Raw genomic sequence first — 13,662 nt, 5'->3', positions numbered from 1 at the left:
GAGGCGGCCGCCAGGGCCGGACCGACCCCGGCCGCGAGCAGGTCCGGTCCGCCGTCGACCGCCTGCACGGCCGCGCCGGGCACGGGCGTCCCGCGCACCGGCCCCGGGAACGCCCGGGCCACCGCGTCCCGCTCGGCGGGGACGGCGGTGGCCACGAGGATCCGTACGGGGGACGTGATCAGGCGTCCTTCTTCAGCCGGAAGGACCACAGCCCGGTCGTCTCGTCCTCGCCCTCCTTGATCGACACCAGGGTGGAGTCGCCCTGGGCGCCGTACTGGGCGTTGAAGAACACGCTGCCCGGGATGGTGCGGTAGGTCTTGGTGCTGGAGTCGGTCAGCGGCTGACCGTTCATCAGGATCGTCCAGCCGTTGTCGGCGACGTCCGGGTCGACACCGAAGCGCACGGTCTCATCCGGGTCGACCGTGATGCTCTTGACGTCCTTGTCCTTGAGGCACTTGGTGAGGTCGGACGCCTTCAGCGCCTCGCCCTCGCCGCCGCAGGCGGCCTCGGAGCTCACGGACGAGCTGCCGACGGTGATCGTGGACAGCGCCGTCGGCTTGTCACAGGCGGACAGGACGAGCAGTCCGGCGGATACGGCGCCGGCGGCGGCGGCGACGCGGCGGCGTCGCACAGCGCGGTGGCTCTGGGCGGCTGCGCCGCGGGGCAACGTGGTCATGGCGGAAAGGCTATCGGGCGGGCCCCGCCCACCCCCCACGTGGGGTACGGCGTGGCCGGGGCGTTACGCCACTCGCGGATGCCCAGCGCCCCCGTGCCGGGCCGACGTGAGCAGGGCACGCACGGTCAGCAGCCAGCCCGTCGCGACGATGCCGGCGCCCACCGCCAGGCCCAGCGGCCCGATCAGCGGCATCGCGATGCCGATCGCCCCGCCCAGCACCCACGCCATCTGCAGCAGCGTCTCCGAACGGGCGAACGCCGAGGTGCGCACCAGCTCCGGCACGTCCCGCTGGATCAGCGCGTCCAGCGACAGCTTCGCCAGGGCCTGCGCGAAGCCGGCGACCGCCGCCAGACAGGCCACCAGGGCGGCCCCGAAGAACACGGCGGCCACGATCGCCGCGCCCGCCACACACGCCACCACCGTCACGATGATGATCTCCGGGGCGCGGGAGCGCAGCCAGGCCCCCACCGCCGTGCCGAGCGCGTTGCCCGTGCCCGCCGCGACGCCGACGATGCCCAGGGACACCGCCGCGCTCTGCCCGGTCAGCGGGTGCTCGCGCAGCAGGAACGCGAGGAAGAAGATCAGGAAGCCGGTCAGGCAGCGGATCGCGGTGTTGGCGGCCAGCGCGTGGGTGACGGCCGGTCCGACGGTGCGCAGCCCGGGACGCTTCACCGGCCTGCGGTGCGGCCCGTGCAGGTGCCGCTCGTCCGAGGCGAGCAGCGCCACGTCCTCCCCCTTCGCGGAGTCCACCTTCGACGGCAGCCGGAAGGACAGGAACATGCCCGTCACGAACAGCGCGAACGCGCCGTAGAGCGGCCAGCGCGGCCCGATCTGCTGCAGCCCGGCACCGATCGGCGCCGCCACCCCGGTGGCCAGCAGCCCGCCCAGCGTGACCCGCGAGTTCGCCTTGACCAGGGAGAACTTGGGTGGCAGCAGCCGCGGCACCACCGCACTGCGCACCACCCCGTACGCCTTCGACGAGACCAGCACGCCGAGCGCGGCCGGATACAGCTCCAGCCCGCCGGTGACCACGGCACCCGACAGCACCAGCGCGAGCAGCGCCCGCGCGAGCATCGCGCCCGCCATCGCGGCGCGGCGGCCGTGCGGGAGGCGGTCCAGCAGTGGACCGACCACCGGAGCGAGCAGCGTGAACGGGGCCATCGTGATCGCCAGGTACAGCGCGACCCGCCCGCGGGCCTCGTCCGTCGGCACCGAGAAGAACACGGTCGACGCCAGCGCCACCGTGATCATCACGTCCCCGGCGCCGTTCACCCCGTGCAGCTCGATCAGCTTGCCGAGACCGGACTCGCCGGCCCCGTGCGCGTGTGTGGCCCGGCGGATGCCCCGCGCGGTTCCGGTCACCGGGAAACGCAGCGCGCGGCCGAACGCGCGAGCACCGCCGCCCGTGCGGCCCGTGCCGACACGTCGGCCGTTGCCCTTGGTCCCCTTCGCCCCACCGATCCCGTTGGCGCCGTGGGGTGATTTCGCGGTAGCCACCACGCCATAGTGCCCCGAGAAGGCGGGGGATAGTGCTACGACTCCGGCCGACCGGCCCGCGCAGGCCCGCCGTGCGGCTGTCCGGCGCAACCGGCGTCCGTCCCGGCGGGAAACCCGGCGCGCGGAACCCCGGAACAACCGTCGGTGTAGGCCCACGGCACGCGAGAAGGTAGCGTGCCTATCTCAGCCATCCCGCAGAATGGATGGAGGCGCGCCCGAGCACGATCCGGCGCGGACGTCGACGCGGTCCTGCGGTCCGCTCCGTCCGCCCCCGCGCATGGGAGTGGCGCACTCGTGAGACGGCGTAGGAGAGAAGCGATACCTGTGAGCGCAGCGACAACGCGAAGCCGCACCCCCGACCGTCTGTGCGCCGAGGCCGTCGACCTCGCCCGCGCCGCAGCCGAGGAGGCCGCGGCGCCCGGTGTGGTCGGCGAACACGAGGGGATGGTCTCCGAGGGGGACCGCGTCGTCACGCACTTCTTCGGCTGCCGCGAGCTCGGCTACCGCGGCTGGCGCTGGGCCGTCACCGTCGCCCGCGCCTCCCGCGCCAAGATCGTCACCGTCGACGAGACGGCCCTGCTGCCCGGCCCCGACGCGATCCTCGCCCCCGAATGGGTGCCGTGGAGCGAGCGGCTGCGCCCCGGCGACATGGGCCCCGGCGACCTCCTGCCCACCGACGCCGACGACCTGCGCCTGGAGCCCGGCTGGTCCGGCGAGGACGAGCCGCCGCCCAACTCCGTCCTCTCCCGCGAGCTGGCCGACCTGGTCGACGCCGAGGACGCGGAGGTCACCGGCGGCACGCCCGCCGAGCTGGCTACGCCTCCCTCGCGGGGGTCCATCGCGGCGGTCGCCGACGAGCTCGGCATGCGCCGCGCCCGCGTCCTGTCCCGCTACGGCCTGCACGCCGCCGCCGACCGCTGGGAGGAGGCGTTCGGCGCGAAGACCCCGATGGCCCAGGCGGCCCCCGCCTCCTGCGTCTCCTGCGGCTTCCTCGCCCCGATCGGCGGCTCCCTCGGCCAGGCGTTCGGCATCTGCGCCAACGAGTTCTCCCCGGCCGACGGCCGCGTCGTCTCCCTCGGCTACGGCTGCGGCGGCCACTCCGAGGCCGCGGTCATGCCGACCCCGCCGAAGCCGGCCTCCCCGGTCATCGACGAGACCCGCGTCGACCCCTTCCCCCTCCGCCCGGCCCCGGACTCCGGCTCGGTCCCGGCGACGGAGGACGAGGCGTCGGCGGAGCTGGGGCACTCCTAGCGTGACGCCGGGCGGCGCCGGGTGGACTCGGGTGGTGTCACCCGGCGGGCGGACCGTGGCATCCCCCGTCCTGGTCGAAGATCACCTCCGTCGTCGGCGCCGTGAGGGCGGGGCGGAGCCGGAAGCTTGGGGTCCGCGGATCGCCGCATGCTGGCTCACTGGCCTCGTCTGTCCACCGACGCCAGCCCGTCGCTCCACGGCATGGGCGAAGGCCTCGTCCTTGGTCCGCTGCATCTCGGCCGGCCGACCGGGGGCGACGACGGAGAGAGCGGCCCGCAGGGCATCAGGCGTCTGCTCGGGGCGCGGAACCAGTTCGGGTCCGTGGTCGGCCTACGTGCTCATGGATTCCTCCCGCAGCCCTGCGGTGTTACGGGCGCTGCGGCTTCACTCGTCCGCGTCGAAGATCGCCTCTGTTGTCGGTGCTGTGACGGCTCGTCGGAGCCAGCGGCTGAGGGTGTGGGGGGCGTCGCAGCCGTTGATGCGGTCGCGGGCCTGATCGGAGACGTCGAGGCCGCGTTCCGCGAGCACGGTGAGGACGTCCTCGGCGGCGCACTGCCGCTCGCTCTCGGCACGGACCTCTTCCCGCATGTTCTCGAGGAGGCGGGGCCCCGCGGGGGTGAGGTCCACGGCGACGAGGCTCCTCCAGAGGTGCTTGGCCGGGTGCCTTCGAAGGCCCCGCGCGGTGAATTCGACGATGGGGTCGGCGATGTCTGCGGGCACGTCCCGCAGCGCGGTGGACAGGGCCTTCAGTATCGGGTTCACGGCAGGTGCGGCAGCGTGAGTAACGGCTGCCAGGCCGGCCAGGACGAGGTCTGCCCGCGCTTCATCCGGGTCGGTGATCACGGGCATGTTGTGGGGCCCGGCGACCATCGGCCGCAGGGTGAGTGTCGGCAGCTGGGACGGTCCGCTGCTCACCGCCCGCTGCGCCCACTCGGCCGTGGCGTGGTCCTGGCAGACGACGAGGAGCGTGGTGGGCAGCCGGTACTTCTTCCACAGGTAGGCGGTGCAGTAGGCCCAGCTCGCCGGTCTCTCGGAGTTCCGCTCGTCCTGGATATCCACAGCCAGGAGATATGCACCCGATTCCGCGGTGTTGAACCGCAGAAGGGCGTCGACCCGGTGGAGCACGAGACCGGTCTCTCCGAGGTCGGTCGGCAGGGTCGTGGCTCCGACGGGCCTGGGGAGGTCCACGCCCAGGAAGCGGGGGATGCGGCTGAACAGACCGGGGTCGCGTTGAAAGATGCGGTACATCGCTTCATGAGGCGGGCTGACCATGGGGTTCCTTACTGGATCGGATGACCGGGAGGGGGATCGCGGTCCGGGCATCGTGTTGCGGGGCTGGGACCGCGGAAGGGACGGTCGCGGCCGCTCCAGGTGCGCCGGGGATGTGTGGGGGTGGGGTGACCGGTGCGCGGTACCGGTACGGCGCGGAGAGTGGCGGCACGGGCACGCCTCTCTCCGCTTGCGCCTCAGAAACCGAGGTAGGTGAGCTGGAGAACGTAGACGCGCTCGCTGCGCACGACGATCTGGTAGGTGAACATCCCGCCCCGTACGGCGACGTCCCCGCCTTTCGGATCGGCCCCGTCGTGGGCGCGACCGTGCAGATACTGTGCCTCGGCCGCTCTGACGAGTTCGGCGGCCTTACGTTCCACTTCGGCGAGGAAAGCCGGGGGCGCGGTGCGTGCGGCCTCCCCCCGCACTGAAGGCGTACTCCCAGGTCCAGCTCAACCCTGTACTGCCTTCAGCGCCTCGTCCAGAACAGCACTGAGTTCCCCCAACGCCTCGCGGGCGGTCGCCCCGTCCTCGTGCTCCAGGAGGCGCTTGGCCCGGGCATGGCGAGTGGCGAGGTCGGGGCGACGGGCGATCTCGATGTCCCTGGCCCAGGCGAGCACCCAACTGCGCACCGGGCTGAGGGACTGCCATTCCACGGCTTTGGCGAAGGCCTCGTCCTTGGTCCGCTGCATCTCGGTCAGCCGCCCGGGAGCGACGACGGCGAGGGCGGCCCGCAGGGCATCAGGGGTCTGCTCGGGGCGGGGAACCAGCTCGTGTCCGTGGTCGGCCTGCGTGCTCATGGAGTCCTCCCGGGAGTGCACTGGCCAGGGTAGTCGTCCGGGGCCACTGGGGTGCCGTGCGGCGAGCATCGTGTGTTCTTCCTCTGCTGTGTTCATGGCGCAGCCGAAATGACGGTTCGGTGTTCGCGGCAGTCCCGGCAGCGTGTCTCGGTCGCGGGGCCGCGGAAGGCGTGGTCGCAGCCGTCGCAGTTGCGGAGGGGGTGCCGTACGGGGGGTGGGGCGGCGGCGGGGCGGCTGCGGTGGGCGCTTCGCCGGTGGCCGGGGCTGCGGGTCGGGGCAGCCGGTGTCGGCCGGTTGCCGCCGCTTGCCGGGCTGGTTGCAGGAGATCGTGCGGGTGACGATGCGGCCGGTGGCGGTGCGGTGGCGTTCGCGGCGCAGGTAGCCGTGGGCTTCGAGTTCGCGCAGGGCGGCGGCGATCCGGGTGGGGCCCTCGGCGAAGCGTGCGGTGAGGCTCTTGATGTCGACGGGGGCACCGGCGGGGAGCGACTGGATGTGGCAGCCGAGGCCGATCGCCAGCAGCGACAGCTCGGCGTGCTGGGTGAGGTGGTTCCCGATCACCACGAAGCGGGTGGTGTGGCGGGTGTTCTCGTGGATGACGCCGCCGGTGCGGTGACGCGGTCGGGTCGGATTGCGGTCTGCGGCTGACTGGGCGCGCGGGGGCGCGCTAGGGTTTTGGGTACCCATCGAGAAGAATTCCTTAGTTCGCTTCTTGGTGGTCAGGCCCTCGCACCGGGATGCCAGTCCCGAGCGGGGGCCGAAATCGTTTTCGGGATGTCCGTGGGCTGAGCGTAGAGGAGCTGAGGGTCCCAAAATCCAGCTGAGATGGTGATGTTCACCCGCCCGAGTGATGGCGCATCCCGGGCGGGAAGGGTGGGGCTTGGTGGGGTTCTTTCTCCCCCGTTTCTTGTTCTGGAAGGCGCCGACGGCACCGGAGCTTCAGATCCCGGGTCCCGGTGCCGTGAGCCGTAGTTCGGCCCAGACGGTCTTGCGCGGGAAGCGGCCCTCGGTCACGCCCCAGCGGTCCGCGAGGGCGTCGACGAGGAGCAGGCCCCGCCCGGACTCGGCCTCGGGAGAGGGCGGTTGCGGCTGGGGGAGCCGGTCGCCCCGGGTGTCGGTGACCTCGATGCGGAGGGCGCCGGCGACCACGTAGAGCGTGAGCCGGAAGTCCCGTCCCGGGACGCGGCCGTGGGTCGTCGCGTTGACGGCCAGCTCGGCGATGATCTGGCGGGCCGGGTCCACGGGCAGGCCCCAGGAACGCAGTTGGGCTGCTCCGAGGCGCCGCGCCTGGTGGGCGCCGCGTGGCGTGGGGGAGAGCTGCACGCTGAAGTTGCGGACGGGGGCGGAGGGTTCGGCGGTTCGCTGATTCACGTCAGCCAGCGTGGCCGGGGCCGCATACCGTGAGGTGTCACTTCGCGTGTGCGTACGGTCACTGTCCGGAGGTTGTCCGGTGCTGTCGTGGCTGTGCCGACGGTTGGTACGGGTAGGGCGCCGGGTGCGTCACGGACGGTTCCGAGGGAGAGGTGCGGCATGACGGCGGTCGAGGCGGAGGCGGGTCGGCTCAAGGAAGAGGCGGACGAGCCCGGTTGGGAGGTGGACCCGGACGACGAGTGGGGCGTCGCCGTCATCACCACGGTGGGACGGCAACTGAAGCTGCGCCGTGAGGCGGCGGGGATGCGGGCCGCCGAGTTCGGCCGGATCGTCGGCTACGGCGAGGACATGGTGTACAAGATCGAGGGCGGCAAGCGCATCCCTCGCCAGGAGTTCCTGGACAAGGCGGACGAGGTCCTGAGCGCGGGCGGGCTGATCGCGGCGGCCTGGGAGGACGTGAAGAGGGTCCGGTACCCGAAGAAGGTTCGGGCGCTGGGGAAGCTGGAAGCGGCAGCGGTCGAGATTGCCGTGTACCAGTCCAACAGCATCAATGGCTTGCTGCAGACACCGGAGCACGCGCGAGCAGTGATCGGGGCCGCTCAGCCGCCCTATTCGCCGGACGACGTGGAGCGCATGGTGGCTGCGCGTATCGCCAGGCGCACCGTCTTCGAGCGCGATCCCGCCCCGGCACTCAGTTTCGTGCTGGAAGAGGGGGTTATGCGTCGGCCCATCGGAGGCACAATGGTGTGGCGTCAGCAGCTCGAACGCTTGTTGGAGGTAGGGCGGTTGCACAACGTCGTACTTCAGGTGATGCCGACGAACTGTGAGACCCACTCCGGGACGGACGGCACCATCGAGCTGCTGAAGTTCGCGGATGGGACGGCGGTTGGCCGGGCCGATGGCGAGTTCAACGGGCGGCCGACGACGGACCCGAAACAGCTGCGCATCCTTGAACTGCAGTATGGGACGATCCGAGCCCAGGCGCTCTCCCCTCGGGAGTCGCTGGCCTTCATCGAGCACCTGCTGGGGGAAACATGATCCGCACGACCACTGCCGGGGACGCGTCCGAGCTGGCGTGGTTCAAGAGCAGCTACAGCAGTGGCAACAACGGCGAGTCCTGCGTCGAGCTCGCCCTCACCCCCGGCACCGTCCACGTCCGTGACTCCAAGGACATCGCCGGCCCCCGGCTCGCCGTCGCGCCGGACGCGTGGACGGCGTTCGTGCCGTACGCGTCCGAGGGCTGAGCGCGCGACGACCCCGAGGAGTGGTCCTCGGGGTCGCGTGGCGCGGTCAGGCGGTGCCGTGGCCGGTCAGAGGTTGACGCCCTTGGCGCGGAGGAACTTGACCGGGTCGACGGCGGAGCCGTAGTTCGGGGTGGTGCGGATCTCGAAGTGGAGGTGGGGTCCGCTGGAGTTGCCGGTGTTGCCGGACAGGGCGATCTTCTGGCCGGTCTTGACGACCTGGCCGATCTTGACGTTCACCTTGGAGAGGTGGGCGTACTGGGAGTAGGTCTTGCTGCCGTGCTTGATGACGACGGCGTTGCCGTAGGCGGGGCCGTCGCCGGCGCCGTTGGGGCCGGCCTTGACGACGGTGCCGCCGTGGGTGGCGACGACCGGGGTGCCGGTGGGGACGGCGTAGTCCTGGCCGCTGTGCTTGGAGGCCCACATGCCGCCGTTCGCGGCGAAGCTGGCCGACAGCTTGTACTTCTTCACCGGGTCGACCCAGGAGACGGCCTTCTTCTTGGCGGCGGCCTTCGCGGCCTTCGCCGCCTTGGCGGCCTGGGCGGCCTTCTTGGCCTCGGCGGCCTTCTTCGCCTGGGCGGCCTTGGCCTGGGCGGCGGCCTGGGCCTGGACCGCGTGGGCGACGCCGGACGTGGTGGTGTCGGCGGCGGCGGCGGTCGCGACTCCGGTTCCCAGGGCGACCGAGGCACCGAAACCGGCGACCAGGACGGCGGCGCGGGTACGGATGCGGGCCGGACGGAAGGAACGGGACGAGACGCGCTGGGACATCGAAACCTCACGGGGTGGGGACAAAGGTGAACCACCCGGTGCACAGGACCGCGCCGTGGTGGCCGTTCCTTGGTAACCGCCCCCGCCCAAAAGCCGCAAAGGTGTGACCTACGACGAAAGGCCGTAGGTCAGGCGTGAGACCCATATCTCTTGACGGAGGGGGTCGCACGGGGCGAAACCCCCCATTTCAAGCTGATCGATCAGAACAGCGCACCAAATGTCCTATTTAGGGTGGGGGGCTTCGCCACTATTCCGGGTAGTACGGCATCTCGCCCCTGTGCCGCTTGTCACCGAGGGCCGGATCCGGGCGGCCCGGGGATGTGGCGTGGGTCTCCGGTTGCGCGGAAGTCGATCAGCACGTGGTTCCGCCCGGGCGGCACCGGCGCGGCCGGGCGGCGGCCGGTGCGCGACGCGGGCCGCGGACCGCACCGGACCAGGGGCGTCGCCGGGAACGCGGGGCACCCGGCTCGCGGTACCTTCGTCGTCACCCGATGAGGAGAGTCAACGTGAGCAAGTTCGTGCGGCCCGCCGCCGAGGGGGCCGATCCGTTCGGCACGGTGCAGTTGCGGCGGGGTGTTCTGGACGCCTGGGCCGCCAGTCCCGCCCGGTTCCGGGAGGACGCCAACGCCGAGGAGGACCTCGCCCTCGGCGGTTACCGCGACCGTCTCGTCGTCGAGCTCGCGCAGAACGCCGCCGACGCCGCCGCCCGCGCCGGTGTGCCGGGACGGCTCCGGCTCACCCTGCGGGACGGTGTGCTCGTCGCCGCCAACACCGGCGCGCCCCTGGACGCGGCCGGGGTGGAATCGCTGTCCACGCTGCGCGCCTCCGCGAAGCGGGACACGCCCGACAGCTCGGTGGGCCGGTTCGGCGTCGGCTTCGCGGCGGTGCTCGCCGTCACCGACGAACCCGCCGTGGTCAGCCGGCACGGCGGCGTGCGCTGGTCGCTCGCCGAGGCCCGGGGGCTCGCCCACGAGGCCGCCGGGACCAGCCCCGCCCTGGGGGACGAGATCCGCCGCCGGGACGGGCACGTGCCGCTGCTGCGGCTCCCCTTCGCCGCCGAGGGCAGCGCCCCCGCCCCCTACGACACGGCCGTCATCCTCCCCCTGCGCGACACGGCCGCCGCCGACCTGGCCGAACGGCTGCTGCACGCCGTCGACGACGCCCTGCTGCTGGCCCTGCCGGGGCTGGAGGAGATCGTCGTGGAGGCGGGCGACGCCCCGTCCAGGACACTGCGGCGGCGCACCGAGGGCGCGCTCACCGTCGTGGAGGACTCCCGCGAGGGCACCACCCGCTGGCGCACCGTCGCCGCGCACGGGCCGCTCACCCCCGACCTGCTCGCCGACCGGCCGATCGAGGAACGGCTCCGGCCGCACTGGTCGGTCACCTGGGCCGTGCCCGTGGACGCCGACGGCAGCCCCGCCCGCCCCCGCACCAGCCCCGTCGTGCACGCGCCGACGCCCAGCGAGGAACCCCTCGGCGTCCCCGCGCTGCTCATCGCCTCCTTCCCGCTGGACTCCACCCGGCGGCACGCCGCCCCCGGCCCGCTCACCGACTTCCTGGTGGAGCGGGCGGCCGACGCGTACGCCGAGCTGCTCGCCGGCTGGCGGCCGGTGACCGCCGGAATCCTCGACCTGGTGCCCGGGCCGCTCGGCAAGGGCGAGCTGGACGGCGCCCTGCGCCGGGCCGTCCTGGAGCGGCTGCCGCGCACCTCCTTCCTGCCGCCCGCCGCCGGGGCGCCGGACGAGGACGACGACTCCGGGCTGCCCGAGTCGCTGCGGCCCAGGGACGCGGAGGTCGTGGAGGGCGCGGGCGCCGACACCGTCCGGGTGCTGGCCGAGGTGCTGCCCACCCTGCTGCCCGCCGGGCTCGAACGGCGCGCGGAGCTGCGCGTGCTCGGCGTGGCCCGGATCCCGCTCGGCGACGCGGTCGACCGGCTCGCCGGGCTGGAGAAGGAGCCCGGCTGGTGGCGGCGGCTGTACGAGAGCCTCGCGGGCGTCGACCCGGACCGGCTGTCCGGGCTGCCCGTGCCGCTCGCCGGGGAGCCGGCCGGCGGGTTCGGCTCCGGTGCGGCACGCACCACCATCGGCCCCCGTCAGGTCCTGCTGCCCGGCGACGGGGTGGCCGGCATCGAACCGGGTGTGCTGACCCGGCTCGGGCTCAAGGTCGCCCACCCGGACGCCGCCCACCCCCTCCTGGAGAAGCTGGGCGCGCTGCCCGCGAGCCCGCGCGCCGTCCTGACCACCCCGCAGGTGCGGGCCGCGGTCGCCGCGTCCCTCGACGACGACGGCGGGATCAACTGGGAGGAGGACGCCCCGGACGCCGAGGAACTCGCCGACACCGTGCTCCGGCTCGTCCGGGACGCCGGGCTCGAACCGGGTGACGAGCCCTGGCTCGGCGCCCTCGCCCTGCCCGACGAGGACGGCGAACTGTCGCCCGCCTGCGAACTCGTCTTCCCCGGCGGCCCCTTCGCGTCCGTGATGCGGGAAGGTGAACTCGCCGCGGTGGACGCCGAACTGGCCGAGAGGTGGGGCGAGGCCCCGCTGGCCGCCTGCGGGGTGCTGGTCGGCTTCGCGCTCGTCCGCGCCACCGACGTCGTCCTCGACCCCGACGAACTCGAACCCCGCGACGGCGACTTCACCGAGCCCGACGACGCCGGGCTGCTGGACGCCGTGGACGTGTGGTGCGAGGACGTCCTCGACCGGTTCCCCGACAGCCCGGTGCCGCCGGTCGCCACCGAGATCGTCGCCGTGCGCGACCTCGACCTCGTCGACGACGACCAGTGGCCCCGCGCGCTCGCCCTGCTCGCCCGCCCGCCGCTGCGCGACGCCCTCACCCAGCCGGTGCGGATCCTGCTGCCCGACGGCACCCACGAGACCGTCCGCCCGTACACGGCGTGGTGGCTGCGCGGGCACCCGGTGCTCGACGGCCGCCGCCCCGCCGGACTGCGGGCCGCGGGCGGCGACCCGCTGCTGCGCGGGCTGTACGACGAGGCCGACGCCACCGGGTTCGAGGACGAGCAGGTCCTGCGGGCCCTCGGCGTGCGCACCTCGGTCGCCGCGCTGCTCGACGAACCCGGCGGCGCCGCCGAACTCCTCGACCGGCTCGCCGACCCCGGCCGGGAGGTCACCGCCGCCCAGCTCCACGCCCTGTACGGGGCGCTGGCCGACCTCGACCCCGAGGACGTGACCCTGCCGGACGAGCTGCGGGCCGTCGTCGACGGGCAGGTGCGGGTGGTGGACGCCACCGACGCGGTCGTCGCCGACGCCCCCGACCTGCTGCCGTTCACCGCGGGCATGCCGCTGCTGCCGGTCCCCCCGGGGCGGGCCGCCGACCTCGCCGAGCTGTTCCAGGTGCGGCGGCTCAGCGAGACGGTGACCGGCCGGGTCGGTTCCGAGGGCGCCGAACACGAGGTGCCGGAGCCGGTGCGGGTGCTGCTCGGACCGCGCACCCCGGCCACCTACGCCGAACACGAGGAACTCGTCGTGGACGGTGTGGAGACCGACTGGCGGCTCACCCCGGACGGCGTCCTGCACGCGGCCACCCTGGAGGGGGTCGCCGCAGGCCTCGCCTGGGCGGCCGGTCAGTGGCCGCGCCGGTTCGAGGTGGCGGCGCTGCTCGAAGACCCCTCCCGCACCGAGGAGTTGGCTCGGGACCGCTGGTTCGACTGACCGGGAACGATCTCCCTCACAAATTTTTCACTTTCCGTACAACCATTGGCCCTGCCCGAGGATCTGATCTTTCGAGTCAACAGACTCCACGATCATTCGGGGCCCCGCGCCGACGACGAGCCGTAGGAAACGACCAGAGCCGGGGCCCCCTTCCTCCACCAGGGGAAACGCATGCGTATACGCGCCACCGTGGCCGCCGTCTCCGGCGCCCTGGCCCTGTCCGCCCTCGCTGTTCCGGCAGCGCAGGCCGGCGACGCCCCCTCCTTCCGGGAGGCTGCCGTCGCCGCGCTCGAGGCGGACCGGAACGCCCCGGCCGAGCGGTCCGCCTTCGCCGCCGCTGCCGCCATCGGTGACCTGGACGTCTCCTTCTCCGGCCTGAAGATCGCCGCCGCGGTCAAGGTCGGGACGACGAACAAGGTCTCCACCACCGTCACCTACAAGATCACGCACGGCGCCGACGTGGACATCAAGTCCGCCGACTTCGCGACCGGCCCCTACATCTACAAGGGCTCCTACGAGCAGCCGGTCAACCTGCTGCTCGGTGACTACCCGGCCACCTGCACCGCCACCTCGGCGACCACCGCCACCTGCAAGGGCAAGATCGACGTCTACCCCGCGTACGACGAGCTGATCAACTCCGACGCCGGCACCTGGCGGGCGGGCGCGCTGGCGCTGAACTACGCCACCGAGCAGTTCTCCGACCAGGGCGCGATGGGCACCACCAAGGTCCAGCGCATCTCCCGCCTGACCGTCAACGCCTCCCCGGAGCCGGTGAAGAAGGGCAAGACCATCACGGTCACCGGCAAGCTGTCCCGGGCCAACTGGGAGACGCACAAGTACCACGGCTACAGCACCCAGAAGGTACAGCTGCAGTTCCGCAAGAAGAACTCCAGCACCTACACCACCGTCAAGACCATCAAGACCAGCACCACCGGCCAGCTGAAGACCACGGTCAAGGCGACGGTCGACGGCTACTACCGCTACAACTTCGCGGGCACCACGACCACCCCGGCCATCAAGGCCGCGGGTGACTTCATCGACGTGAAGTAGACGCGAAGCAGACGGTCGAAGCAGCGGCACCGCGCATCAGGCGCACCCACCCGGTTCCCCGCGTCCCCGCCAGG

At 72.8% G+C, this 13,662-nt stretch carries 12 protein-coding genes and 1 pseudogene; 5 read left to right on the top strand and 8 right to left on the bottom strand.

The features are described from left to right. The 3 genes and pseudogenes from G3I53_RS34105 to G3I53_RS23885 form a co-directional block, all read right to left on the bottom strand. Positions 1–209: pseudogene (locus G3I53_RS34105) on the bottom strand (futalosine hydrolase); the annotation flags it as partial. Then, positions 179–676 (bottom strand): DUF2771 domain-containing protein, encoded by a 498-nt coding sequence (locus tag G3I53_RS23890; protein ID WP_192231784.1) that lies wholly within the window; start codon positions 674–676, stop codon positions 179–181. The gene G3I53_RS23890 and the pseudogene G3I53_RS34105, both read right to left, overlap by 31 nt. A 63-nt stretch (positions 677–739) precedes the next feature. After that, positions 740–2,173, bottom strand: coding sequence for an MFS transporter (locus tag G3I53_RS23885; protein WP_164334157.1), 1,434 nt, complete (start codon positions 2,171–2,173; stop codon positions 740–742). A 324-nt stretch (positions 2,174–2,497) separates the two neighbouring features. Here G3I53_RS23885 and G3I53_RS23880 point away from each other — a divergent pair, with 324 nt between their 5' ends. Then, positions 2,498–3,424 (top strand): DUF3027 domain-containing protein, encoded by a 927-nt coding sequence (locus G3I53_RS23880; protein ID WP_164334158.1) that lies wholly within the window; start codon positions 2,498–2,500, stop codon positions 3,422–3,424. A 384-nt stretch (positions 3,425–3,808) separates the two neighbouring features. Here G3I53_RS23880 and G3I53_RS23875 read toward each other — a convergent pair whose 3' ends face one another. From G3I53_RS23875 to G3I53_RS23855, 4 genes are all read right to left on the bottom strand, one after another. After that, complete coding sequence (locus G3I53_RS23875) at positions 3,809–4,696, bottom strand: hypothetical protein (protein ID WP_164334159.1); 888 nt, start codon at positions 4,694–4,696, stop codon at positions 3,809–3,811. 194 nt (positions 4,697–4,890) lie between these two features. Beyond that, positions 4,891–5,073 carry a hypothetical protein gene (locus G3I53_RS23870; RefSeq protein ID WP_343240679.1) on the bottom strand — a complete coding sequence of 61 codons (183 nt, stop codon included), beginning with the start codon at positions 5,071–5,073 and terminating at the stop codon, positions 4,891–4,893. A gap of 72 nt (positions 5,074–5,145) precedes the next feature. Then, positions 5,146–6,177 (bottom strand): hypothetical protein, encoded by a 1,032-nt coding sequence (locus G3I53_RS34100; protein WP_239064072.1) that lies wholly within the window; start codon positions 6,175–6,177, stop codon positions 5,146–5,148. A gap of 252 nt (positions 6,178–6,429) precedes the next feature. Next, positions 6,430–6,861: an ATP-binding protein gene (locus G3I53_RS23855; RefSeq protein WP_164334161.1), complete on the bottom strand. Its 432-nt coding sequence runs from the start codon at positions 6,859–6,861 to the stop codon at positions 6,430–6,432. Positions 6,862–7,020: 159 nt separating this feature from the next. Between G3I53_RS23855 and G3I53_RS23850 the strand changes: the two genes are divergently transcribed. Beyond that, positions 7,021–7,899, top strand: coding sequence for a helix-turn-helix transcriptional regulator (locus G3I53_RS23850; RefSeq protein WP_164334162.1), 879 nt, complete (start codon positions 7,021–7,023; stop codon positions 7,897–7,899). Continuing rightward, positions 7,896–8,105, top strand: coding sequence for a DUF397 domain-containing protein (locus tag G3I53_RS23845; protein WP_164334163.1), 210 nt, complete (start codon positions 7,896–7,898; stop codon positions 8,103–8,105). Before G3I53_RS23850 ends, G3I53_RS23845 begins: the two co-directional genes overlap by 4 nt. 66 nt (positions 8,106–8,171) lie before the next feature. Here the strand turns inward: G3I53_RS23845 and G3I53_RS23840 are convergent, their stop codons facing one another. Continuing rightward, positions 8,172–8,870 (bottom strand): M23 family metallopeptidase, encoded by a 699-nt coding sequence (locus tag G3I53_RS23840; protein WP_164334164.1) that lies wholly within the window; start codon positions 8,868–8,870, stop codon positions 8,172–8,174. 491 nt (positions 8,871–9,361) lie between these two features. On the opposite strand from G3I53_RS23840, the gene G3I53_RS23835 reads away from it, so the two are divergent. Both G3I53_RS23835 and G3I53_RS23830 read left to right on the top strand, forming a co-directional pair. Beyond that, complete coding sequence (locus tag G3I53_RS23835) at positions 9,362–12,538, top strand: molecular chaperone Hsp90 (RefSeq protein WP_203617359.1); 3,177 nt, start codon at positions 9,362–9,364, stop codon at positions 12,536–12,538. A gap of 171 nt (positions 12,539–12,709) precedes the next feature. After that, positions 12,710–13,588 (top strand): hypothetical protein, encoded by an 879-nt coding sequence (locus G3I53_RS23830; RefSeq protein ID WP_164333558.1) that lies wholly within the window; start codon positions 12,710–12,712, stop codon positions 13,586–13,588. Positions 13,589–13,662 lie beyond the last annotated feature (74 nt).

It is taken from the genome of Streptomyces sp. SID14436 (assembly GCF_010548465.1).
Lineage (GTDB): Bacteria > Actinomycetota > Actinomycetes > Streptomycetales > Streptomycetaceae > Streptomyces.
Note: the sequence above shows the minus strand (reverse complement) of the source record. Positions and strands in the feature narration are given on the sequence as shown.